Raw genomic sequence first — 22,378 nt, 5'->3', positions numbered from 1 at the left:
CGGGATTTTACCGTTTCAGGGGATGATACAACGAATTGACTTAAGCCCGAGATGAAACGCCCGCTGCCTATACTGGTGTTTTCTGATTTGGATGGGACGTTACTGGACCACAACAACTATAGTTGGTCCGCCGCCAAGCCGGGATTGAAACGCCTTGCTGAGATAGGCACCGGTGTGGTTCTTGCCAGCAGTAAAACAGCGCAGGAAATCATCCCCCTACGGGACGATATGGGACAGGCAGATATGCCTGCGATTGTGGAAAACGGCGCTGGAATACTTTGGCCGGGCGATGCCGATGAGGGTGAAGATGACTATCCACGCTTGCGCGCCTTGCTGAAAAAGCTGCCTCAGGGATTTGTCGGCTTCGGCGACATGACGATCGATGAGGTTGCGCAGAAAACCGGGTTGAGCTCCCAGCAAGCAAACTTGGCGCGTCAACGAAAGTTTAGCGAGCCCGGAGTTTGGACCGGTTCTGATGTATACCTCGCAGAATTTCTAGAGGCGGCTCGCGCTCATGGGCTTTACGCACGAAAAGGCGGGCGGTTTCTGACTTTTTCCTTTGGTCAGACCAAAGCGGATGCGATGCGTGAAGTCGTGCGGCATTTGCATCCTGTCCGCACGATTGCGCTGGGTGATGCGCCCAATGATATCGAGATGATACAGGCCGCAGATCAGGGCGTCGTGGTCGCCAATCCGCACGGCCCCAACATACCACCTTTCCCTGCGCCGGTAGAAGCGCGGGTTCTCAGAACACAACAGAGTGGACCGCAAGGGTGGTCGGATGCGATCCTGACCCTGACGGCGGACCTTCGATAAGAACGGGGCATTTCATATGGCAGATTTCCATCAGAACGGAAACATCACGACGCTGCATAATTTGCGCAGCCGACCGGCCGGGCATCTGACGCATGAGATCTCGGTTTTTGCCGAGACCCGAAAAATCACTCTCATTCTGCCTTGCCTTTATTCCGAACTGGAAGGCCATGCGCTGACCGGAATTCTAAATGAGCTGGCACAGGTGCCTTACCTCCACCGGATCATCATCGGGCTGGATCAAGCGGATGAGGATCAGTACCGCCGTGCCCGAACCTTCTTTGCCGATCTGCCGCAAAACCATGCGGTCATCTGGAATGACAGCCCCCGCCTGACCGCGCTGGAATCCCATCTGCGTGAAATGGGTCTGGCCCCGCAAGAGCCGGGCAAAGGCAAAAACGTATGGTCCTGCATCGGTTATCTTCTGGCCTGCGCCGACAGTTCGGTGATGGCGATCCATGATTGTGATATCGTCACCTATAACCGCGAGATGTTGGACCGGCTGGTCTATCCGGTGGTCAACCCGACTTTTCCCTTTCAGATGGCCAAGGGGTTCTATCCCCGCGTCGGCAACGGCAAGCTGAACGGCCGCGTCACGCGCCTGTTGGTAAGTCCGCTGCTGATTGCGCTGAAAAAGGTCATTGGCGACCGGGATTACCTCGATTACCTGCGCAGTTTCCGTTATCCGCTGTCGGGCGAATTCGCCATCCGCACCCCTACCCTGCCCGACTTGCGTATCCCCTCGGATTGGGGGCTTGAGATCGGCGTGTTGTCCGAGGCGTGGCGTAATCTGGCTCCGAAATCCGTCTGCCAAGTCGAAATTGCCGATAACTATGACCACAAGCATCAGGACTTATCACCCGAGGACGCAAATCGGGGGTTGTCGCGTATGTCCACGGATATCTGCAAGGCGATCTTCCGCAAATTGGCCGCTGACGGCACGGTGTTCACGCCTAACACCTTCCGCACACTCAAGGCGACCTATTACCGTTCGGCGCTGGATCTGCTCGAGGGTTACTATACTGACGCCAAGATGAACGGGCTGGAACTGGATCGTCACAAGGAAGAGAAATCCATCGAGCTGTTCGCCGAGAACATCATCCGTGCCGGGCAAATATTTCTGGACAACCCGCATGAGACACCCTTCATCCCCACGTGGAACCGCGTGCATTCGGCTGATCCAGAGTTTCTGCTACGTCTGAAAGCCGCCGTTTCCGACGATCTGGACGAATTCAGCCCGCGTTCGTGATCCAACGACACTGATATGGGGCCAGTACTATGTCGGGACCGTTGGTGGTAAGGATTTCGCCCGTCAATGCGTCGGTCCAGACCTCTTCGGCGATCATGTTGATCTCGGCGGGGCTGACATGGACCTGCTCGGCCGAGACATTGTGCAGCGCAAAGATCGACTGGCTGCGATCCAGACTCTGCCGCCAGATGCCAAAGACGCGATCATCTAGCCGCAGAGTAAACTGCGTGGCGTTAGGGTGAAACGCCGGTTGCTGCGACCGCAGGCGCAGACGTTTGGACAGCTCCGACAACACCAGCGCCTGATTTGACCCCGGATCTGCCAGACGTGCCAACAAATCGGGATAGTGCCAGCGATGCCTGTTGATCGCCCGGTTCATGCCGCGCCGTTCGACCGCCTCGTGATCATTCGGCGTGGCCAACAGGGAATGAATGTAGAAGGCTGGTATCCCCTCTAGCGACATCACGATGGTCTGCGAGCAGATGAAACGCGCCAGATGGTATTGATCGGGGCCGTGAAATGTCTCGGTCATGGCTTCAAAATAACCGCAGTTCAGCTCGTAGGGTTCTTCCCGCCCGTCCGGCAGTGCGCGCATCGAGACCAGCCCTCCGATCCTGCGGACCGTGTCGATCATGCGGTCTTTTTCGTCCGGCGGCAGCAGTCCCTCAGCAGGGCGCATCCCGATACCGTCGTGAGAGGCGGTAAAGTTCAGATACGCGCAACCCAATTGCGCCGGGGGCATGGCGGCCTGCCATTCGCGTAGAAATTGCGCTGTGCCTGATTGCAGCGCGTGCAGGACCAACGGTGGCAGAGGGAAATTGTAAACCGCGTGCGCCTCGTTCCGGTTGCCAAAATAACTAAGGTTCTCGGTCCGGGGTACATTGGTTTCCGTCAACAGAACCAGCGTTTCGGTCGCATAGTCGCACAGCAGTCGCAGCAGCTGCACGATGGCATGGGTTTGAGGCAGGTGAATACAGTTTGTTCCAATTTCCTTCCAAACAAAAGCAACCGCATCAAGGCGCAGAATACGAACGCCTTTGTCGATGTGGAGTCGTATGATCCGCAGCATTTCGATCAGAACTGCGGGATTTGAGAAATCCAGGTCGACCTGATCGTGGGAAAATGTGCACCAGACGTATTTTTCACCTGTGCTGGTCTCGACTTGCCGCAGCAAGGGCGTGGTGCGCGGCCTGACAACTTGCGACAGGTCGTCTTCGGGAGAGGCTTCAAAGAAAAACCGATCATGTGGCGCTTTGCCCTGCAAGTAGTTTGTGAACCAGCTGCCCTGACTGGACACATGGTTCAGGACCAGATCGGACATCAGATGAAAATCAGTGGCGATACGGGTGATATCAGGCCAATCCCCAAGCTGAGTACTGACGCTGTAGTAGTCTGAGACTGCAAAACCGTCATCGGAGGTGAATGGAAAAAACGGCAGGATATGCACACCGTTGACCACCCCACTTAGATGTCGCACCAAAAAGTCGTGCAGCAGGTCAAGGGGCTTGTGGACCTGATCTTCGATCGAGTTGCCATAGGTGATCAAGACGCTGTCTTTTTCCGACCATAACTTGTTCCCCGGCTTGCGACCTTGTCTGCGTCGGTGCGTTTGCGATGGCCAAAATGCCTGTGTAATCTGCTCGGCGAGTGCGACCTGATCGTGATCCGGATAAATCCGGTCGAGCAACTCGCCCAACCGGCGCGAAAAACTGTTGGAGTCACTGGTCAATGGTCGAATACCCTTAGCTTGCTGTGATCAAGGGTTCTTCAGAACGCGCAACCTGTCAAATCTAAGGACGGCGCTGTGCAGGATGTTGAAACAAGTGCTTAAATTTTGGTCAGTTCAGGTTGTGCCCGGTCGTCATGCACCGTACCGCGCCATGAACATGTCGACTGCTTGCGAAGCTATTTCATCAATTTCGTTTTGTGAGAAGCTTGTCTGAATACCAAAGGCCGACAATGTCCAAATCCGCACCTTGCACAATTCCGAGAATTGTTCAGCAGCAAGTTGAACATCGTCAATAAGCAGTTCCCCTTTGTTTACCGCTTTTTGCAGATACTCGGCGATGTGGCCGGTGCCGTGTTTTGGTCCGGCCTCGTAGAATGCTTCGCCCAGTTCTGGGAACCTGTCGCGTTCGGCCACGCAAATGCGAAAAACCTGCTGCGCAAAATCTGAGACCAAGAAGGCCGTCAGTTGTTTGGCCGTGATCATCATGACTTCGCGTGCCGGAAGTGAGTCATCGACCAGGGACACCACATGCTCGGCCATACGTGTGCATTCGGTTTGGGCAACTTCCATGAACAAAAGGCGTTTGTCGGGGAAGTAACTATAAAGTGTTGCCTTCGAGACGCCGGCAACGCGGGCGATGTCATCAACGCTTGCACCTTCGAAACCATCGGCCATGAAGACTTCTCGCGCGCCTTTCAGAACCTGATCGAATTTGCGACCTGTGCGCAGAATGGCTGCGGTTTCAGACATGCTCTCTCCCAACAGTATATGTAGGAGTTTATAAACCGGTCAGTTCAGATACAACGATTCGCACCAAAGCAATTCTGAACGCGCAATCAAATATTGTAATTTCGCCAGTCAGGCTGTCGAATATCGGACCTTGCGATGGAGCTTGCCGCGCGATCAATCTGTGCTAACACTTCCGGCATGGTCGATATCTTTCTGCGCACGCTTCCTTTTTTTGCGATCATCGGCCTTGGATATTGGGCGGGTCGTACCCGGTTCTTCACCGAGGAAGCGACGGCTTATCTGACCAAATTCGTGTTCTATTTTGCCTTGTCGGCCATGTTGTTCCGCTTTGCCGCGACCCTGCCCTTTGCCGAGATCTTCAACCCCAGGCTTGTTATCGGGTATCTAGCGGGAACAGTAGTGGTTTATCTGCTGGCAACGCTTGTCGCCTGGTTCCGAGGGCTGGACGTGCCGACCGCAGCGGTAGAAGCACAGTGCGCAGCCATCGGCAATGTCGGTTTCCTTGGCTTGCCTATGCTGGCCCTTCTTTTCACAGAAGCCGCCATTGGCCCCGTGATGCTGGTTTTGACGGTTGATCTGGTGGTGTTTTCGTCATTGATCGTGATCCTGATCAACGGGGGCAGAGACGGACGGCTCACCCCAGCCACTTTCAAACTGATTGGGTTGGGTCTGGTGAAAAACCCGATGATAGTCTCGATTTCGGCAGGGATGCTTTGGTCCGCGTTTCAGATGCCTGTTCCCGCGCCGCTCAATGATTTTCTCACGATCCTTGGGGGGGCTGCTACGCCCGGCGCTCTGTTCGCTATCGGAGCCTCGCTGGCCAGCAAGTCGGCTGAGCGCGTGCATGTGGCCGGTTGGCTGAGTTTCTGCAAACTTGTCATCCATCCGGCATGTGTGGCCATTGCGCTGCTTTGGATATTTCCCATCGCGCCCTTCCCCGCTGCTGTCGCGATTGCGGCGGCCGCGCTGCCGGTCGCTGGGAACGTCTATATGCTTGCGGCGCATTACAACGTTGCGCCACATCGGGCGTCGGCCGCGATCTTGCTGTCAACTGCGGCCAGCATCCTGACTGTGCCATTGGTGATCGCTTGGGTCGGAACGCCCTGATCTTCACCTTTTTTAAAAATGCCAGCAGTATTGACCACCGCACTTTACGAGCCGTGTTGGGAACGTTAGCCATGGCGCAAACCTAACGTAAGGACAAAAGCCAGATGGAAACCGTTTCGGAAAACACCTGCTTCGGAGGCGTTCAGGGCGTCTACCGCCATGCCTCGACTGCCTGCCAATGTGACATGACCTTTGGCCTGTTTCTGCCGGCCGAGGCCAAGGACGGCCCCGTCCCGGTCCTCTGGTATCTTTCGGGCCTGACCTGCACCCATGAAAACGCCATGACCAAAGCGGGCGCGCAGGCCTGGGCGGCGGAACAGGGCATCGCGGTGGTGTTCCCCGATACCTCGCCCCGTGGTGAAGGCGTGGCTGATCACGAGGACTACGATCTGGGTCAAGGTGCGGGCTTTTACGTGAACGCGACCCAGACCCCCTGGGCACCACATTTCAACATGTGGGATTACGTGGCCGAGGAGCTGCCCGCCCTGCTGGCCGAGAACTTTGCCATCGACATGGATCGTCAGGCCATCACTGGCCATTCGATGGGCGGCCATGGTGCGCTGACGCTGGCAATGAACCTGCCGGGGCGCTATCGCTCGGTCTCGGCCTTTGCGCCGATCTCGAACCCAACGGGGGCCGATTGGGGCCGCAAGCAGCTGAGCGCCTATCTGGGTGAGGATGAGGCCGCATGGGCCAAACATGACGCCTCGCTTATGATGAAGGAAAAGGGCTTTGACGGCCCCGTCCTGATCGACACCGGCGCCAGCGACCAGTTCATCGACCTGCTACGCCCCGAGGCGCTGGCGCAGGCGATTGCGGAGCGTCGCCAACAGGCAACCTATCGTCTGCAGCCGGGCTATGACCATTCGTATTTCTTTGTGTCGACCTTCATGGAAGATCACATCACCTTCCACGCCGAGGCGCTGTACGGGGACTAACGCATGAGCGATTACGATTACGACCTGATTATCATCGGGTCTGGCCCTTCGGGACGGGCTGCTGCGATTCAGGCAGGCAAGCTGCAACGCCGGGTGCTGGTGATCGACCGCAAAGATCGGCTTGGCGGAGTGTCGGTACATACTGGCACCATCCCATCCAAGACCCTGCGCGAAACGGTGCTGAACCTGTCAGGCTGGCGCGAGCGCAGCTTTTACGGCCGCTCGTATCGGGTAAAAGATCAGATCCGGGCCGAAGACCTCAAGGCGAGGTTGCACATGACGTTGGACCACGAAGTTGACGTGCTGGAGCATCAGTTCAACCGCAACCATGTGGAAACGCTGAACGGTCTAGCCAAATTCACCGGTCCACACGAGGTCGAGGTTGCTACCGATGCGGGCGAGACCTCTCGCCTGACTGCCGCCAAATTCCTGATCGCCACGGGCACCAAGACCTATAGGCCCGATTACGTGCCCTTCAACGGCAAGACCGTGGTCGACGGCGACGATTTCCTTGAGATGGCTGAAATCCCTCGCTCCTTGTGCGTGATTGGCGCGGGCGTGATCGGGGTGGAATATGCCACCATGTTCTCGGCACTGGATGTGCGGGTCACGCTGATCGAACCGCGCGACACGTTCTTGGATTTCGTCGACAGCCGGTTGATCCACGATTTCACCCATCAGATCCGCGAAAACGGCGTGGATTTGCGGTTGGGTTCGGCGGTCGAAAAGATCGAAGATGCAGGCGGTCATGTCGAAGTGACGCTTGATAACGGCCGCCATGTGCGGGCCGAGATGCTGCTGTTTGCCGCCGGACGCATGGGCGCGACATCGGCCCTGAACCTGTCGGCGGTAGGTCTTGAGACGGATCACCGCAACCGGATCACGGTAGATCGCAAGACTTATCAAACCGCTGTGCCGCATATATATGCGACGGGCGACGTGATCGGGCACCCCTCGCTGGCGTCAACCTCATTGCAGCAAGGCCGCGTTGCGGCGTGTCACGCGCTGGAGACCCCGACCCTGCCGGAAAGCCCGTGGTACCCCTACGGCATCTACTCCGTCCCCGAAATTTCCACCTGCGGCATGTCCGAGGAAGAATTGCAGGAACGCGGCATCCCCTATGAGGTCGGCGTGGCGCGGTTCCGTGAAACCTCGCGCGGTCATATCATGGGATTGGAACATGGCATGCTGAAGATGCTATTTTCGCTGAAAACCCGCCGGGTTCTGGGGGTTCAGATCGTTGGCGAAGGCGCGACCGAGTTGATCCACATCGCACAGGCTGTGCTGAACCTGAAGGGCACCGTGGACTACTTTGTCCAGAACACGTTCAACTACCCGACGCTGGCCGAGGCCTATAAGATCGCCGGATTAGATGCGTTCAACCGGATGCCGATCCCCGAGGAGTTCAAGGTTAAGAAAAAGCCCGCTGAGAAACAGGCTAAGAAGTCGTGACGACGCTCTATATCGACGGCGACGCCTGCCCGGTGAAAGCAGAGGCAGAGCGGGTCGCCACCCGCCACAAAGTACCTATGGCGCTGGTTTCCAATGGCGGGCTGCGGCCTTCAGCCAACCCGTTGGTGCAGGTCGTGATCGTCTCTGAGGGCGCGGATGAGGCGGATAAATGGATCGCCGAACGCTGTGGGGTTGGGGATGTGGTAGTGACGTCCGACATCCCCTTGGCCGCGAAATGCGTCGAGGCAGGCGCGCGGGTGCTACGCCCAAATGGCGAGGCATTCACGGCGGCCAATATAGGGCAGCAACTGGCGATGCGCGATCTGATGGCTGATCTGCGCGCAGCCAACCCCTTGGGTGCGGGCGGCGGCGGTAAACCCTTTGGCAAGGCTGACCGGTCGCGGTTTCTGGATGCGCTGGAGCGGGAACTGAGGGCGGCGCTGAGGGCGTAACCCTCCCGCCGGTTGTCTGCGCTTCAAAGATGCGCGTCCTCCCGTTGGGCCAGGCAGCGCGTTCCGCGCTGCGGTTTCGCCTTGTAAATTGCGTTGGGGATTGGTTCAGTTGGCGCAATCACAGATTGATTTGACAGGGGCGCAGCATGCCGATTGAAGCGGTGATTTTTGACATCGGGAATGTGCTGATCGAATGGCAACCCGAGCGATATTACGACAAGACCATCGGCGAGGATCGCCGTCGCGCCATGTTTGCCGAAGTGGACCTGCACGGCATGAACGATCTGGTCGATCAGGGGCATCATTTTACCGACACCATCTATGACTGGGCCGAGAAATACCCGGAATGGCGCGATGAGATCCGTATGTGGCATGACAAATGGATCGAACTGGCGGCCCCTGAAATTCCGCACTCGGTCCGGCTGCAGCGGGCGTTGCGGACAAAAGGTGTTCCGGTCTTTGCGCTGACCAATTTCGGGGTGCAGAATTTTGACTATGCCACCACGGTTTATCCGTTTCTGAATGAATTTGACCGGCAGTATGTCTCAGGGCGGATGAAGGCGGTCAAACCTCATGCGCCGATCTATGAAATGGTCGAGGATGATTGCGGGTTATCGCCTGCATCGCTGCTGTTCGCTGATGACCGGCTGGAAAATCTCGAAACAGCACGCGCGCGCGGCTGGCAGACGCATCATTTCGATGGTCCGCAGGGTTGGGCCGACCGGCTGGTGGCTGAAGGATTACTTGACTCGGAAGAGGCGCTCTAGCTCAGGCGGCGACTGCACTGCGGTTTTCGCGGATCGGTAGGTGGACGATGGCGCTGAACGCGCCGATGGCGACGCCGATCCACCACACCATCGTGTAATCTCCGTAAACGTCGTACATGCGCCCGCCCAGCCAGACACCCAGAAAGCTACCAAGCTGATGGCTGAAGAAGATGATGCCATAAAGCGTGCCCATGTAACGCAGCCCATAAAGATGCGCGACCAACCCCGAGGTCAGGGGCACCGTCGCCAGCCACAGCGATCCCATCACCAGCGAAAAGACGATGACCGAGATTGGCGTGATCGGAAAGACGATAAACGCTGCCGCCGCAAGTGTGCGCGCGGTGTAGACCCCTGCCAGCAGGTATTTCTTGGGAAAGTGGTTGCCCGCCCAACCGGCCAGTAAGGTGCCGCCGATATTGGCCAGACCGATCAATGAGATCGAGATGGCCCCCAGTGCGGATGTCGAGGTGATGCCGATGGAATGCAGGACGCCTCCGGGTTGGATGGGACCACACATCTCGGTCACGAAGGCGGGGAAATGGGCGGTGATAAAGCCCAGCTGATAGCCGCAACTAAAAAAGCCCAGAAATATCAGTGCATAAGACGGATCACGAAAGGCGCGGCCGACGATCTGGCCCATGCTCTCTTCCAGTTGCGCGCGTGTGGCGGGTTGCGGCGCGCGCATGAAGGGTAAGGTCAGCACAAGGGCCAGAATCGCCACGGCAAAGACAATGAAGACCTGTTGCCAGGGCAGAAAGCTCAGCATCCACTCGGCAGTGGGCGCGCCCAGCACCTGTCCGAAACTGCCCGCCGCCGTGACGATGGCCAGCGACATCGAACGGTTTTCGTCTGACGAGGCCCTGCCTACGACGGCCAGAACCACGCCAAATCCGGTGCCTGCGATGCCAAACCCCACCAGCCACGCATAGGTCTGATGTTCAAACGGGGTCACGGACCAGGCAGACAAGACCATCCCAGCCGCATAAGTCAGCGCACCCAGTATGATCGCGCGTCTGTCGCCCACTTTTTCGGCAATCGCACCAAAAATCGGTTGGCCGATACCCCAGGCCAGGTTCTGGATGGCAATCGCCATCGAGAAATCGGTACGTAACCAGCCGAACTCCTCGGCAATGGGGATCTGAAACACGCCGAACGAGGCGCGCACGGCAAAGCTGACTGTGATGATGATGCAGCCCACGATCAGGATCGGATTAAAAAGACTCGCAGAGTGGGGCATTCAGACCTCGAATTTCCTTTTGCCAGAACGCTAGAGGTTTTTGGCTATTGGTCAAATCAGCAGATTTGCCGCTTCAGTTAAGGAAATTTGATGCGTCAGGAAAATGCCCGCTTTTCAAGCGGCAACCCGGCGGGTAAGGCTCGGGCCTATGACGGATTTGATTTCGCTGTACGAGGCCCGCGTCGCCGATGGCACTTTGACGCGAGATGACGCGCAAGAGGCTGTGCTGCCCCATTTCGAACGCATCCGCGCGGCCCTGTCCGTGCCGGTCAAGCGGGGGTTTTTCCGCAAGGCCCCGCCCGCGCCGCAGGGGCTTTATCTGTGGGGTGGTGTCGGGCGCGGTAAGTCGATGCTGATGGATATGTTCGTGGACGCGCTGGACGATATCCCGGCGCGGCGGGTGCATTTTCACGCCTTCATGCAGGAAATCCACGCCGGGATGCATAGGGCGCGGCAGGAGGGCGTCGAGGATGCGTTGGCCCCGGTCGCGCAGGAGGTGATCAAATCGGTGCGCCTGCTGGCTTTTGATGAGATGCAGATCACCGATATCACCGATGCGATGATCGTGGGGCGGTTGTTCGACCTGCTGCATGCTGGAGGCGTTGTGGTCGTCACCACGTCGAACCGGCACCCGGATGAACTATATAAGGACGGCTTGAACCGGCAGCTGTTTCTGCCTTTCATCGCGCATATCAAAGAGCAGTTGCAGGTGTGGGAGCTGGTCTCGCCCACCGATTATCGCCAGAACCGGCTGGAGGGCGTTCCGGTCTATTTCACACCGATTGGCCCCGAGGCGCGGCAGAACGTGCGCAGCGTGTGGAATGACCTGTCGGGTGGGACGGCGGAACCGCTTGTGCTGCAGGTCAAAGGGCGTGCGGTTGAGTTACCGGCCTTCCGCAACGGCGTGGCGCGGGCTTCGTTTTATGATCTGTGCGGGCGGATGCTGGGTCCAGCGGATTATCTGGCCATTGCCGAAGAGTTGAAGGTGTTGGTGCTGGAGGATATCCCCCGCCTGTCGCGCAACAATTTCAACGAGGCCAAGCGGTTTGTGACGTTGATCGACGCGCTGTACGAGGCAAAGGTCCGGTTGATTTGCTCGGCTGCCGCAGAGCCCGAGATGCTGTATGTCGAAGGAGAAGGGACGTTTGAATTTGAACGCACCGCGTCACGCCTGCGGGAGATGCAAGATCGGGACTGGGGGGGATAGGGGGCTCTGCCCCCGTCGCGCTGCGCGCGCCTCCCCCGAGGTATTTTTAGCCAGATGAAGCTACGCGGATTTGGTTCATCCGTTTTCGCGCAGGATGTGACCGGCCAGATAGAGTGAGCCACAGATCAGGACGCGGGCCTGCGGGTTTTTGGTGGTGATGGCGTTGAGGGCATCAGCGACGCTGTGTGCGGTGGTGGCTGGCAGGTTGACTTTGGCAGCAGCGGATGCGGTGTCTTCCGCGCTGAGTGTTGCGGCCTCACCGGGGATGGACACGGCGGTCAGGCTTTGGGCCTGTTGGGCCAGCGGGGCCAGATAGCCGGTGACGTCTTTAGTGTTGAGCATCCCGCAGATCATATGCGTGGGGCGTTGCGGCAGTTTCGCCAGCACATCGGCCAGAGCAATCCCGGCGGCGGCGTTGTGCCCTCCGTCCAACCACAGTTCGGCCTGGGCGGCGGCCTCGACCAGCGGACCTGTTTTCAGGCGCTGCATTCGTGCGGGCCATTCGGCACGGGTCACGGCAGCCTCATAGGCGTCATCGCCCATATTCAGGTGGCGCAGAACTGCGACTGCAGCGCCTGCATTCTGATTCTGGTGTGCGCCCAACAGGTTCGGCAGCGGCAAGTCGCGCAACCCGGTTTCGTCCTGATAGATCAGGCGTCCGTTTTCCTCATGGACATGCCAGTGTTGGCCTTGGATCAGCAGCGGAGCGCCCAGACGAGCGGCGGTGTACTCGATAACCTCGAGCGCCTCATCCTGCTGCGGCCCGACGATACAGGGCACGCCGGGTTTGATGATGCCTGCCTTTTCTGCGGCAATCTTGCCAAGCGTGTTGCCAAGGAACTGTTCGTGGTCAATGGACACGGGCGTGATCACCGTCACAGCGGGCTCATGTATCACGTTGGTGGCGTCCAGACGGCCACCCAAGCCCACCTCGAGCAAAGTGTAGTCCGCTTGCGTTCTGGCAAAAGCCAGCAGGGCGGCGCAGGTCGTGATTTCGAAATAGGTGATGTTTTCGCCATTATTCGAGGCGTAGCATTCGTCCAGTACCTCGGTCAGAGCGGGTTCCGAAATCAACTGTCCGGCAAGACGGATGCGTTCATGAAAACGAGCCAAATGCGGTGAGGTATAGGCATGAGCCGATAGCCCTGCCCCTTCAAGACCGGCTCGGATCATGGCCTGTGTCGAGCCCTTGCCATTGGTGCCCGCGACATGGATCACCGGTGGCAGTTTGGTCTGCGGATTGTCCAGTGCGGCCAGCAAACGCCAGACGCGGTCCAAGGTCAGGTCAATGATCTTGGGGTGCAGCGCCATCATCCGGTCAAGGATGACGTCAGAAGAGGAGGATATCATTTTTCAGCCGAGGGTGCGGCCGCTTCGGCCTCTTGGGGTGTGGGTGCAGGCAGATCGCCTTTGACCGCGGGCGGCTGGTTCATCAGCATACGGGTGATGGTGATCAGTTCGTCGCGCATTTCGGTCCGTTTGGTCACACGGTCCAGCATTCCGTGATCCAGAAGGTATTCGGCCCGCTGGAACCCTTCGGGCAGTTTTTCACGAATAGTCTGCTCGATCACGCGGGGGCCGGCGAAACAGATCAGTGCGTTGGGCTCGGAAATATGTACGTCGCCCAGCATCGCATAAGACGCGGTCACACCCCCGGTAGTCGGGTGGGTAAGGACGACGATATAAGGTAGGTTCGCTTCCTTTAGCATCTCAACCGCGACCGTGGTGCGGGGCATCTGCATCAGGCTCAGGATGCCTTCCTGCATCCGCGCTCCACCGGCTGCAGAAAACAGGATCAGCGGGCGTTTCAGCTTTACCGCCTCTTGCGCGGCAGCGATGATGGCATTGCCTACGTACATGCCCATCGAACCGCCCATGAACGAGAAGTCCTGAGCAGCGGCAATGATCGGGGTGCGGCCAATTTCGCCAGCGGCGACCAGCATCGCCTCTTTTTCGCCGGTCTTTTTCTGCGCTGCCTTCATGCGATCGGGGTATTTTTTCTGATCGCGGAACTGCAGCGGATCATCCTTGGGGGCAGGTACGTCGACTTCGGTGAAAATGCCGCCATCAAAGAGATGCGCAAAGCGATCGCGCGGGGTGATTGCCATGTGATGGTCGCACTGGGTGCAGACATTCTGGTTTTCTGCCAATTCGCGGTGAAACAACATGGTTCCGCATTCGTCGCACTTGTGCCAGAGATTTTCTGGCACTTCCCGGCGAGAGAAAATCGAGTTGATCCGGGGGCGGACGTAGTTTGTGATCCAGTTCATATCGGAACCTTGCTGATGCGGCTTTGACGTCAAATAAGACGCTACGGAAAGAAATGCAATCAACGCCTGAGTGCAAGTCGCGCAGCGAGCCATCCGACAATCATCACAGCGAAATCGACAAGTAGCCACTGCCGCAGAACATCGGTGTCCGACATGTCGTATGGCAGCACGTAAAGCGCAAGACTGCTGAGGCTATCAGGCAGCGAGATAAACAATAACGCAATGATGTTATTAAAGAAGTGTAGCGCGATAGCGGGCCCCAATGTGCCTGCTCGGGCCGTTAGGTCCGCAGCCAAAACGCCAAACATGCAGGACCACAGCGCAATAAGACCAGCATTGGAACCGGCGGTTCCGGGTGCGTAGTGACCAGCTGCAAATAAAATGGACGGCACACCGATCCAAATAAGTGGCGACCTGAATCGCGCCGCCAAAGACTGTTGTATATAGCCGCGGAACAGGATCTCTTCGGCGCTTGTTTGAATCAGGACAGCTGCAAGCGACAAAGGTAAAAACATCAGCCATGTCGCAAGTGGTGTATTGGAGATCAACTCGGTGCCCATGTCGTAAGGTGGCAAAACGGCAACGACCGCTCCAAGCAAGAGCAATGTCCTGAAAACGCGCCAGAATTGGACAAGGGTTTCCGGAAACGGGCCCAAGACCGATCGCAAGTTTCTGTGGTGTACTTGCCGTACGGCCAATCTTACTCCGACAGTCACGAATGCAAAGCTGGCCAGCAACACAAGCAGCGCGAATGGTGTCGATCCGGTCAAAAGCCCAGCGGCCCAAGCGGAGGATCCCACCCAAGCCGCGAAAGCGAAAATCGCAAGGTTCAATGCGATAACGACCGCCACGATCAATCCTAGACCCGCAAAAAGCCTCCACAATTCAGGGTTTGATCTGGCCTGGGCCACCAACACTTCATGGGCCGAATAAGTCGGACGTGTTCGCTTGCCCATGTTCAAGTTTCCGGACCTGCAGCGTCGGTGCCTTCAAAGAAAATGGTCGAGTCCTTTTCGTTTACACGGACGGCGAGTGATGTCAGGTATCCGGCCACTGTTTGCAACAGCTGCGTTGCGACTTTTGCGTCGCTATCAACAACAGCGCGTAGCTCCTCGGCTCCTATCCGTAAAAAAGAACAATCGCTAACAGCCACGAGGTCCAATTGGCGCGGATCGCCTGTGATGACGGACAGATCCCCAATCAGTCGACCAGGTTCGACATCTGAGATCGGCCGCGCTTCTCCGCCTTCTTCAGGCCATTCCAGCCTTGCTTGACCAGAAATACACAAATAGGCGGCATCTGGAGCCTGTCCGCGTGAAAAGATCACCTGACCGGCGGTTGCGTCATACCATTGGGCAGAAAAGGCCAGCAGTCTTTGGTTGCGGCCATCGACGCCCGAAAACAGCTCGGTCGAGGAAATGATCTTGAGTTTGCGGCTCAAATCGGCCGTGGCATCTGGCTCGTCTTCAACGCGAGCTTTAGATACGCCATCAATCCGACCGTCCTTGATTTCCACAAAAAGGTCATAGGCTTCGGGATGGTCAAACCGGTTTTCCATGAAAATCATGATTGAGTCGGGCAGCAATTCACGCAGCTTAAGACGTGTACGCAAACGGCTTTCCGAATCGTGGCTTGCCAACGCTGTGTCCAGAATCAGAACGTCGGGCCGCTTGATCCCTGCACGGGAAAAGGCCGCACGTTCCTGGAATACTGTCGGGAGATTGTTCCCGCCCAGACCCGATGGCAGGTCATAGATGATGGCCGCTGCGCGGCGGCGCAGACCCGCTTCGTTCATCGCTTCGGCGACTACATCTTCGATGTCTTCGGCGTGGGCACCCGCAGTAAGAGAAATCCGTCCGAACAGTGCGTTTTCCATAACGGTCATGCGGTCGATATAGGTGTCTGGGGCGACAGGAATGAACATGCCATTCATTGAGGCGCGCAACCTTTCGGCCTGACCGCTGCGGATGGAAAGAATCTTTTCCTTATATTCATCGGGAAAGTCGGGGCCAATTTGCTCGGCAGTCAACAAAAACGGAACGGTTAGCAGCAATGCACGCTCACGTTCGTTGATGGCATCGTCGCCCTTGGCCTTACGGCGATCTTCGATGTCCAGCAGACGGTAGTACATGTCCTTTGTCATGCCCAGCCGCAGAAACAGAGGGTGATCTGTTCCATCGCGCCCGAAAGTCTGGTTCAGCGTGTGCAGAACGGCCCGGGCTATAGCCATTGCTTCGTCATCCAGATCATGTGCCCGCAGCATTGCCAGAAACCGCCCGTCACCGGCCAGAATGTCCGGAGAAATATCGCGGGACGGGGCTGCATACAGCAAGTTGCCGCCCAACGGCACAGCCGGGTTAAACCGGTCGGGATCGAACCGGTACACATATCGGTCCAGGTTCTTTTCGCGCAGCCGCTGCGCGACGCTCTCGCGAAGCGCTACAACGTCGCGCGCCAGCGCCGGATGTTGCGCTGGATCAAACTGTGTACGCAAAGTGCGGCGGAACATGAACTCGTCGATCCCCATCGCTTCGACCAGCTCGAACCACCAGTCGCGAATCTGGTCAGCGTTTTCCAGCCCCGCAAGGCCCGGATCAATCCATTCCGCGGAAAGTGAGTCGGTTGGGTTCCCGGATCGCTCGGCTTCTATCTTCCACCGTGTTGGGGTATTCGCTTCATCATCTGATTGTTGCGGATGGGTGCGCAGCGGCATCAAGAGGTTGTCGCCCAATGTCCCGTCAAACAAGTACGGGCGTGAATAGGCGTATCCGATACGGGCGGCAATGACGGCTTGATGCAGGCTCGCAAGGTTATGGCCTGCGATCTTGATATCGCCCTGAACTGGTAACAACTCGCGTGTCAGCACCTGTGCCAGAGCACTTCGTTCTGCTGCGCTCGACGACTTGATGGCGACCCGAGCGCCACTTGGTATCGTCAGGTCGATGTCTTCGAGGATCGTTTTGCCGTCATCGTCGCGGACAGTCACATTGTGCAACTCGATGTCGCCTGTAAGGCGCGGGATCGTTTCAGGCTCACCTACGAACAGCTCTTCCGGGATCATGTTGTCCGGCGCAAAACGCTCGGTAACGATTTCCCAGCGCAATGACATGTCCTGAACTTGATTGTAGTAGGTCAGAAGATCCTTCCAAGGGCCACTCAGATCTTTATACGCGCCCAGAGCCGCAACAAGCGCGCCGACCGTGACCTCTCCGGTGATCGCAAGATAACCGCCGACCGAATAAAACAGAAAGGGCGTCATCTGAGTGATCAGATTGTTGAGGAACTTCATGAAGAACTTTTTGTTGTAAATCTTGAAGCGGATCTCGAACAAAGTCCCAAGTCGGTAACTGAACTGCGCCAGGCGATAACGCCATCCACCGTTCGCGCGCAGATCACTGATGCCAGCTGCACTTTCGCCAATCTCCGAGCTCAGCTGTCGCACCTGCTGAATACGATCCTTGTTCAACAGGTTAATCTGGCGCTGCAGTTTTGGGATCAGCCACGCCTGCAATGGGATCAGGGCGATACTGGCAAGGCCGAACCACACACTTTGCATGAACAAAAAGGTCACGATGGTCATCATCTGGCCGAATTGGAACACTGGTTGTGCGATGGCGTCACCCATTAGCCCGCCCATCGGTTCGGCCTCAGACGTGATCATCGACACCAACTCACCCTGACTGGTGGTGGCAAAGTACGATTTGGGGAACCGCATGGTGCGGTGGATCAAGGTGAATCGCAGACGCCGCAGCATCCGCTCGGCCAGCACGCCCTTCATCGTGTTGATGCGCATCTTCATCAACCCGCTGGCGATGACCGTGGCCAGAAATGCCACACACAAGATCAGCAGGTACTGAACTTGTGTGACCGTTATTCCGAACACTGTGACGGTATCTGCCGGCGCGCCAATCGCGTCATTTATGATCTGTTTCGGCAACTCCAATGAGGCGTAGAGAAAAGGAAAAGACAAGACGGTGAGCACCAACAGAATTAGCTGCTGTTTCTTGGAATATTTCCAAATGAATGAAAAAAGAGTGGGTTCCATGCCCCGGCCCTGCCTCACGGTTTTGGTACGTAGTATTCGGATGATCCACGGCAATCAGGTGCCGGACGGTACGCATTGGCCCGACCGATTGCAAGAACGGTGGATCGCCTATCAGACAACAAACTGCCTGCCCACTAGAAAGCGTTAGCTAAAAATCAAAATTTAATCCCCGCTACACCGTTTGCGCCTTATCTTTGACCCGGTCTTTGATTAAAGAAAGGCAATTTCAGGCGATGGGACCATGGGCAAACTTCTGGATCGCTATATTCACCAACGGGTTCTTGCCCGTTGGCGCCAAGCTGCGCAGGATGCGTCGGCTACAAAAACGCTGCAGTTGAGAAAACAACGTGATGAAGCCCGCAAACTGCGCTCTCATCTGGACAGTTTGATTTCTCAAGCTGACAGTAGGTTAAGGTGGCCGTCGGTCGGGTCCGAGCAGTTTCCCAAACCTCTTGGAACGGATTGGTCTTGGCGTCCGGATTTGTGGCGTCGGCCCCTGCCCCGCCGAGGCGTCGCGTCGGTCCCGCGCAAAGCAGAGTTGGACGGTCAGGTGACATTGTTCCATGACTGCGCCCTGTGTGAGATAGCCGCGCGACAAATTAGAAATGCCACGGATAAAGACCTCGCTCCATTCGGCCTAAGCACAGAGGTATTTGCGTTCAGCGGGTCGTTCCTATCGGTATCAGTGGAACTTCCATCTGAAGCGACCTGGAATCTGACCAAAGAGCATCTTTTCCGGGTCGATCTCGGTTTGCAGGCGGAACGCGAGATAAGCGCCATGGCCCGGCTTAACATACAGCACGGACCGAACACAGATCAGGTGCTGCGCGGGTTAGAGCGATGTGATATGTCCCACGCGATCGATTTTGACCTGGCGCATCTGCCTTTGAATGAACAGCGGATTCAGAAGGTCTGGTTGGACGTGATTTTTGACCGTCCTTCTATGAACAGCGTTGTGCTGCACGATCTGACTTTCTGCCGACACCACCGAGCCGATTTGTGAGGCCCCGTCAATGAAACAGCTTTCTCTCACGCCTCTATTTCTTGAAAACGGCATTTGGCAAGCTCATCTGACCGCAGACGAAGAACCTTGCGTCAAGGTCAGATACCGTGATCAGGAAATCGTGGACACCGAACTGACAGAGATGGATGACGGATGGCGTTTAACTGTGCCGGTCCCCAATTCAGCTTTATCGGATGGGGTGCACACATTTTTAGTTGTCGATGAAGCGACCTCGGAAAAGCTAGGCGATTTCTCGATCATTGCAGGCTCACCGGTTGAAAATGATCTGCGGGTCGAGGTTGAGCTGTTGCGTGCCGAGTTGGATATGTTGAAGCAAGCGTTCCGCAGGTCACACAGCGCTTCGGACTAACCTTCTGCGAATACGTTCCCTCTTTTTTCTATCTTAAAAACCAATTTCATGCATCACTGGTTCCATTTTTTAGACTCAGGATGTTTACATGGATCGCACCAGCATAATCAAAGTCATCGCGTTGATGGTGACTGGGTTTGGCATCGGAATAGATTTTACCGGTGCATTGATCCTGGTACCGGCGATCGAAAACAGCTTTGACGCGGATATCACCAGTACTCAATGGGTTTTGAACATCTATGCTCTGTTCTTTGCGATGACGATGGTCGCCGGAGGACGGATGGGAGATATGTTTGGCCATCGTCGTATGATGCTGAACGGCCTTATTATTTTTCTGTTCGCGTCCCTTATGTGCTTTTTTGCGCCCAGTTTGGATTTTCTGATCGTGTCTCGGGCGTTACAGGGCATCGGTGCGGGCTGTGTCTGGCCGTGTACATTGGCCTTTGGTGCGACCAAAATATCGAAGCCTGAACATCGCGCGATAATTATGGGGATGATCCTCGCTGGCGTCACGACCGGGAACGTCATCGGACCGCTGATCAGTGGCGCGGCGGTCAGTTTTGGTGACTGGCGTTTGTTTTTCCTGGCTAACGTGGTGTTCTCAACCATTTCAATGGTCACCGCGCTGGTGCTGATGGAGCGGGAAACCCAACACAAACAGGGCGAACATTTGGATTTTGCCGGGATGGCCGTTTTGTCTTTTGCCGTTTTGCTTTTACTTTACGGGCTGGACGTTGGTGCGGATTGGGGATGGGTGTCGCCGCCGCTTCTGATGCTGTTCTTCGTTAGCGCTGCTTTGTTCGTTGCCTTTCCAAAGGTCGAAAAGCGCGTGAAAGAACCGTTGCTGTTGCCTCAAATGATGCAAAATCGCGAGTTTCGGATCACGTTGGGCCTGAATATGTTCAATGTGTCGGCGGTTTTTGTAGGGTTACTTTATTTCCCTCAATACATGCAAAAGGTTCTGGGCTGGTCCGTCTTTCACTCGGCGCTGGGATTGGCGCCCCTCACCATATTGCTGGCAGTCGGATCTATTGTATCCGGTACTCTGTACAACGACTTCGGTCCCAAACGCCTGTTGTTATGGGGGTATCTGTTCGCCACGTTTGGAGCAATCAGCATCGTGGTGATGCCAACTGGGCTTGGATACTTCCAGATATTGCCAGGCATGGCCATGATCGGGCTTGGTGCAACATTAACGGTCGGGCCTTCGGGTACAGCCGCCGTGAGCGCAGTCAAGCCTGAACGCGCCGGACTTGTAGGCGGGTTGAGCTTTATGGCCCATCTCGTGTACGGGGCGATCTCGGTCGCGATAGCCACGGCCATTATGTACGTCACCAGCTTGTCCAGCCTTGCCAGACAGCTTGGTGCGGACGGGATTCAGATGTCTGAGACCGATCAGAGGGCCATAAACGGCGGCACGCTCACCACGGACTCTGCAAAAGCTGTCATGGCTAAACTCAGCTCGGCCGAAGCTGAAAAGGTTAAAGCCGCGATCGCTTCGGCGTTTGATGCTGGAATGAATATGGCCTTTGTTTTTGCCGCCCTCTCCGTTTCGGTCGGAGTAATCCTTGCCCTACGGTTGAACGAAGAAAAATTACGAAAGATCGAGGAGTAGAAAAGGGCCGCCTTTTGAGCGGCCCTTTCTTGTTATTGGGATGGGCCGTTCGGGTTGAAGGCCGACAAACCCTTAAGGATATCAATTGCGTAGGCCAACTGATAATCCTCTTCGCGCAACTCCGCTGTTGCTTCGGCTTTCGCGCGATCTTCCTCGATTTGCCGGATTTCATCTTCGCTGAGGCTGTCATTGTTCAGGCTGCCACGCAGGTCAGCTTCGGAGCGTGAGGGACGGTTGTCTTCCTCTTCTTCGGTCGCCGGCGCGGGGCGTGGCTGTTCCACGATGATATCCGGGCTGACTCCAAGTGCCTGAATCGAACGTCCTGATGGAGTGTAGTAGCGCGACGTGGTCAGACGCATCGCCCCATCCCCACGCAACGGCATGACCGTTTGGACCGAGCCTTTGCCAAAGCTCTTGGTGCCGACAACGATAGCGCGGCGGTGATCCTGCAGTGCGCCGGCCACAATCTCGGAGGCCGAGGCAGAACCGCCGTTGATCAGAACCACGATCGGCTTGCCCTCAGCCAGATCGCCAGCGGTAGCGTTGAACCGTTCGCCCTCGCCCGGATCGCGACCACGGGTCGAGACGATTTCGCCTTCGTTCAGGAAGGCGTCCGAAACCTTGATGGCTTGTGTCAGCAACCCGCCAGGGTTGTTTCGAAGGTCCAGTACGACGCCGTTAACTTTGTCGATTCCACCGATTTCTTTGATCTGTTCGTCCAGACCGGTCTGCAGGTTCGGGAAGGTCTGATCGTTAAATGTGGTCACTCGCAATACAACGCTGGTGCCCTCAGTCCGCGCGCGTACGGCGGTCAGTTTGATAGTATCGCGAACAATTGTGACGTCGAATGGTTCCTGCTCGCCTTCGCGCACCACGGTGATCACGATCTCGGACCCAACCGGGCCACGCATCAGATCAACGGCCTTGTCTAGCGTCAGACCCAGAATGCTTTCACCATCGACATGCGTGATGAAATCGCCCGCCTCGATTCCAGCTTCGTCCGCCGGAGTGCCATCTATAGGCGAAACGACTTTCACAAACCCTTCTTCTTGGGTGACTTCAATTCCCAACCCGCCAAATTCGCCTCTGGTCTGCACGCGCATCTGTTCCGCGTCATTCGGGGACAGGTAACTGGAATGCGGGTCCAACGATGTCAGCATCCCGTCAATTGCTGCTTCGATCAAATCTTCCGAGTCGACCTCTTCCACGTACTGTGCGCGAATGCGTTCGAAAATGTCGCCAAACAGATCAAGCTGTTCGTAGACACTGGCCTTGCTTTCGGCCTCTTGCGCCAGCAACGGCCCAGCAATCTGAGTTGTTGCAATTACGCCTGCCAGGGTTCCGGCCAGACCGGCCATCACAAATTTCTTCATA

19 protein-coding genes are annotated in these 22,378 nt (G+C 56.7%); 11 read left to right on the top strand and 8 right to left on the bottom strand.

Annotated elements, in window-relative coordinates:
• Positions 1-51: 51 nt before the first annotated feature.
• Positions 52-816 carry an HAD-IIB family hydrolase gene (locus GOW48_RS19470; protein WP_170755765.1) on the top strand — a complete coding sequence of 255 codons (765 nt, stop codon included), beginning with the start codon at positions 52-54 and terminating at the stop codon, positions 814-816.
• A gap of 16 nt (positions 817-832) precedes the next feature.
• Positions 833-2,062: a glycosyltransferase family protein gene (locus tag GOW48_RS19465; protein WP_170755764.1), complete on the top strand. Its 1,230-nt coding sequence runs from the start codon at positions 833-835 to the stop codon at positions 2,060-2,062.
• Here the strand turns inward: GOW48_RS19465 and GOW48_RS19460 are convergent.
• Both GOW48_RS19460 and GOW48_RS19455 read right to left on the bottom strand, forming a co-directional pair.
• Positions 2,046-3,791, bottom strand: coding sequence for a sugar phosphorylase (locus GOW48_RS19460; RefSeq protein ID WP_170755763.1), 1,746 nt, complete (start codon positions 3,789-3,791; stop codon positions 2,046-2,048). The two genes, GOW48_RS19465 and GOW48_RS19460, sit on opposite strands and share 17 nt — an antisense overlap.
• Before the next feature lie 132 nt (positions 3,792-3,923).
• Positions 3,924-4,541 (bottom strand): TetR/AcrR family transcriptional regulator, encoded by a 618-nt coding sequence (locus GOW48_RS19455; RefSeq protein WP_170755762.1) that lies wholly within the window; start codon positions 4,539-4,541, stop codon positions 3,924-3,926.
• Between the two features lie 177 nt (positions 4,542-4,718).
• Here GOW48_RS19455 and GOW48_RS19450 point away from each other — a divergent pair, with 177 nt between their 5' ends.
• The 5 genes from GOW48_RS19450 to GOW48_RS19430 all read left to right on the top strand — a co-directional run bounded on the left by GOW48_RS19450 (position 4,719) and on the right by GOW48_RS19430 (position 9,257).
• Entirely contained in the window at positions 4,719-5,648 is a 930-nt protein-coding gene (locus GOW48_RS19450; protein WP_170755761.1) for an AEC family transporter, read from the top strand.
• A 104-nt stretch (positions 5,649-5,752) separates the two neighbouring features.
• The gene (gene fghA / locus GOW48_RS19445; RefSeq protein ID WP_170755760.1) at positions 5,753-6,586 is read left to right on the top strand and encodes an S-formylglutathione hydrolase; all 834 of its coding nucleotides are present in this window, start codon (positions 5,753-5,755) and stop codon (positions 6,584-6,586) included.
• 3 nt (positions 6,587-6,589) lie between these two features.
• On the top strand, positions 6,590-8,038 hold the full coding sequence (gene sthA, locus GOW48_RS19440) for a Si-specific NAD(P)(+) transhydrogenase (protein WP_170755759.1): 1,449 nt from the start codon (positions 6,590-6,592) through the stop codon (positions 8,036-8,038).
• A complete protein-coding gene (locus GOW48_RS19435) occupies positions 8,035-8,490 on the top strand; it encodes a YaiI/YqxD family protein (RefSeq protein WP_170755758.1) in 456 nt (151 codons plus the stop codon). The genes sthA and GOW48_RS19435 overlap by 4 nt, the downstream gene beginning before the upstream one ends.
• A gap of 146 nt (positions 8,491-8,636) precedes the next feature.
• The gene (locus tag GOW48_RS19430; protein ID WP_170755757.1) at positions 8,637-9,257 is read left to right on the top strand and encodes an HAD family hydrolase; all 621 of its coding nucleotides are present in this window, start codon (positions 8,637-8,639) and stop codon (positions 9,255-9,257) included.
• 1 nt (position 9,258) lies between these two features.
• Here GOW48_RS19430 and GOW48_RS19425 read toward each other — a convergent pair whose 3' ends face one another.
• Positions 9,259-10,494 (bottom strand): MFS transporter, encoded by a 1,236-nt coding sequence (locus GOW48_RS19425; protein ID WP_170755756.1) that lies wholly within the window; start codon positions 10,492-10,494, stop codon positions 9,259-9,261.
• Positions 10,495-10,642: 148 nt separating this feature from the next.
• Between GOW48_RS19425 and zapE the strand changes: the two genes are divergently transcribed.
• On the top strand, positions 10,643-11,701 hold the full coding sequence (gene zapE, locus GOW48_RS19420) for a cell division protein ZapE (RefSeq protein WP_170755755.1): 1,059 nt from the start codon (positions 10,643-10,645) through the stop codon (positions 11,699-11,701).
• 75 nt (positions 11,702-11,776) lie between these two features.
• Here the strand turns inward: zapE and GOW48_RS19415 are convergent, their stop codons facing one another.
• From GOW48_RS19415 to GOW48_RS19400, 4 genes are all read right to left on the bottom strand, one after another.
• A complete protein-coding gene (locus GOW48_RS19415) occupies positions 11,777-13,051 on the bottom strand; it encodes a bifunctional folylpolyglutamate synthase/dihydrofolate synthase (protein WP_170755754.1) in 1,275 nt (424 codons plus the stop codon).
• Entirely contained in the window at positions 13,048-13,971 is a 924-nt protein-coding gene (gene accD / locus GOW48_RS19410; RefSeq protein WP_170356541.1) for an acetyl-CoA carboxylase, carboxyltransferase subunit beta, read from the bottom strand. Before accD ends, GOW48_RS19415 begins: the two co-directional genes overlap by 4 nt.
• Before the next feature lie 59 nt (positions 13,972-14,030).
• On the bottom strand, positions 14,031-14,570 hold the full coding sequence (locus tag GOW48_RS22745; protein ID WP_331251876.1) for a CPBP family intramembrane glutamic endopeptidase: 540 nt from the start codon (positions 14,568-14,570) through the stop codon (positions 14,031-14,033).
• A 359-nt stretch (positions 14,571-14,929) separates the two neighbouring features.
• Positions 14,930-18,016 carry an ABC transporter transmembrane domain-containing protein gene (locus tag GOW48_RS19400; RefSeq protein WP_170755752.1) on the bottom strand — a complete coding sequence of 1,029 codons (3,087 nt, stop codon included), beginning with the start codon at positions 18,014-18,016 and terminating at the stop codon, positions 14,930-14,932.
• A 241-nt stretch (positions 18,017-18,257) separates the two neighbouring features.
• On the opposite strand from GOW48_RS19400, the gene GOW48_RS19395 reads away from it, so the two are divergent.
• The 3 genes from GOW48_RS19395 (at position 18,258) to GOW48_RS19385 (ending at position 21,004) form a co-directional block, all read left to right on the top strand.
• On the top strand, positions 18,258-19,019 hold the full coding sequence (locus GOW48_RS19395; protein WP_170755751.1) for a DUF6478 family protein: 762 nt from the start codon (positions 18,258-18,260) through the stop codon (positions 19,017-19,019).
• Between the two features lie 10 nt (positions 19,020-19,029).
• Positions 19,030-19,389 carry a hypothetical protein gene (locus GOW48_RS19390; protein WP_170755750.1) on the top strand — a complete coding sequence of 120 codons (360 nt, stop codon included), beginning with the start codon at positions 19,030-19,032 and terminating at the stop codon, positions 19,387-19,389.
• Positions 19,390-19,477: 88 nt separating this feature from the next.
• Complete coding sequence (locus GOW48_RS19385) at positions 19,478-21,004, top strand: MFS transporter (protein WP_170755749.1); 1,527 nt, start codon at positions 19,478-19,480, stop codon at positions 21,002-21,004.
• A 32-nt stretch (positions 21,005-21,036) separates the two neighbouring features.
• On the opposite strand, the gene GOW48_RS19380 is transcribed toward GOW48_RS19385, so the two are convergent.
• Positions 21,037-22,377 carry a S41 family peptidase gene (locus tag GOW48_RS19380; RefSeq protein WP_170755748.1) on the bottom strand — a complete coding sequence of 447 codons (1,341 nt, stop codon included), beginning with the start codon at positions 22,375-22,377 and terminating at the stop codon, positions 21,037-21,039.
• Position 22,378: the final 1 nt, after the last annotated feature.

This window comes from Ruegeria lacuscaerulensis (assembly GCF_013033355.1).
GTDB classification, from domain to species: Bacteria; Pseudomonadota; Alphaproteobacteria; order Rhodobacterales; family Rhodobacteraceae; genus Ruegeria; species Ruegeria lacuscaerulensis_A.
Note: the sequence above shows the minus strand (reverse complement) of the source record. Positions and strands in the feature narration are given on the sequence as shown.

Bases quoted from the DNA above. Each gene is read 5' to 3' on its own strand.
- GOW48_RS19450 (WP_170755761.1), top strand. From the start codon at position 4,719: ATGGTCGATATCTTTCTGCGCACGCTTCCTTTTTTTGCGATCATCGGC.
- GOW48_RS19470 (WP_170755765.1), top strand. From the start codon at position 52: ATGAAACGCCCGCTGCCTATACTGGTGTTTTCTGATTTGGATGGGACG.
- GOW48_RS19385 (WP_170755749.1), top strand. From the start codon at position 19,478: ATGGATCGCACCAGCATAATCAAAGTCATCGCGTTGATGGTGACTGGG.
- GOW48_RS19465 (WP_170755764.1), top strand. From the start codon at position 833: ATGGCAGATTTCCATCAGAACGGAAACATCACGACGCTGCATAATTTG.
- GOW48_RS19430 (WP_170755757.1), top strand. From the start codon at position 8,637: ATGCCGATTGAAGCGGTGATTTTTGACATCGGGAATGTGCTGATCGAA.
- zapE (WP_170755755.1), top strand. From the start codon at position 10,643: ATGACGGATTTGATTTCGCTGTACGAGGCCCGCGTCGCCGATGGCACT.
- GOW48_RS19390 (WP_170755750.1), top strand. From the start codon at position 19,030: ATGAAACAGCTTTCTCTCACGCCTCTATTTCTTGAAAACGGCATTTGG.
- GOW48_RS19395 (WP_170755751.1), top strand. From the start codon at position 18,258: ATGGGCAAACTTCTGGATCGCTATATTCACCAACGGGTTCTTGCCCGT.
- GOW48_RS19400 (WP_170755752.1), bottom strand. From the start codon at position 18,016: ATGGAACCCACTCTTTTTTCATTCATTTGGAAATATTCCAAGAAACAG.
- GOW48_RS19425 (WP_170755756.1), bottom strand. From the start codon at position 10,494: ATGCCCCACTCTGCGAGTCTTTTTAATCCGATCCTGATCGTGGGCTGC.
- accD (WP_170356541.1), bottom strand. From the start codon at position 13,971: ATGAACTGGATCACAAACTACGTCCGCCCCCGGATCAACTCGATTTTC.
- GOW48_RS19415 (WP_170755754.1), bottom strand. From the start codon at position 13,051: ATGATATCCTCCTCTTCTGACGTCATCCTTGACCGGATGATGGCGCTG.
- sthA (WP_170755759.1), top strand. From the start codon at position 6,590: ATGAGCGATTACGATTACGACCTGATTATCATCGGGTCTGGCCCTTCG.
- GOW48_RS19455 (WP_170755762.1), bottom strand. From the start codon at position 4,541: ATGTCTGAAACCGCAGCCATTCTGCGCACAGGTCGCAAATTCGATCAG.
- fghA (WP_170755760.1), top strand. From the start codon at position 5,753: ATGGAAACCGTTTCGGAAAACACCTGCTTCGGAGGCGTTCAGGGCGTC.
- GOW48_RS19380 (WP_170755748.1), bottom strand. From the start codon at position 22,377: ATGAAGAAATTTGTGATGGCCGGTCTGGCCGGAACCCTGGCAGGCGTA.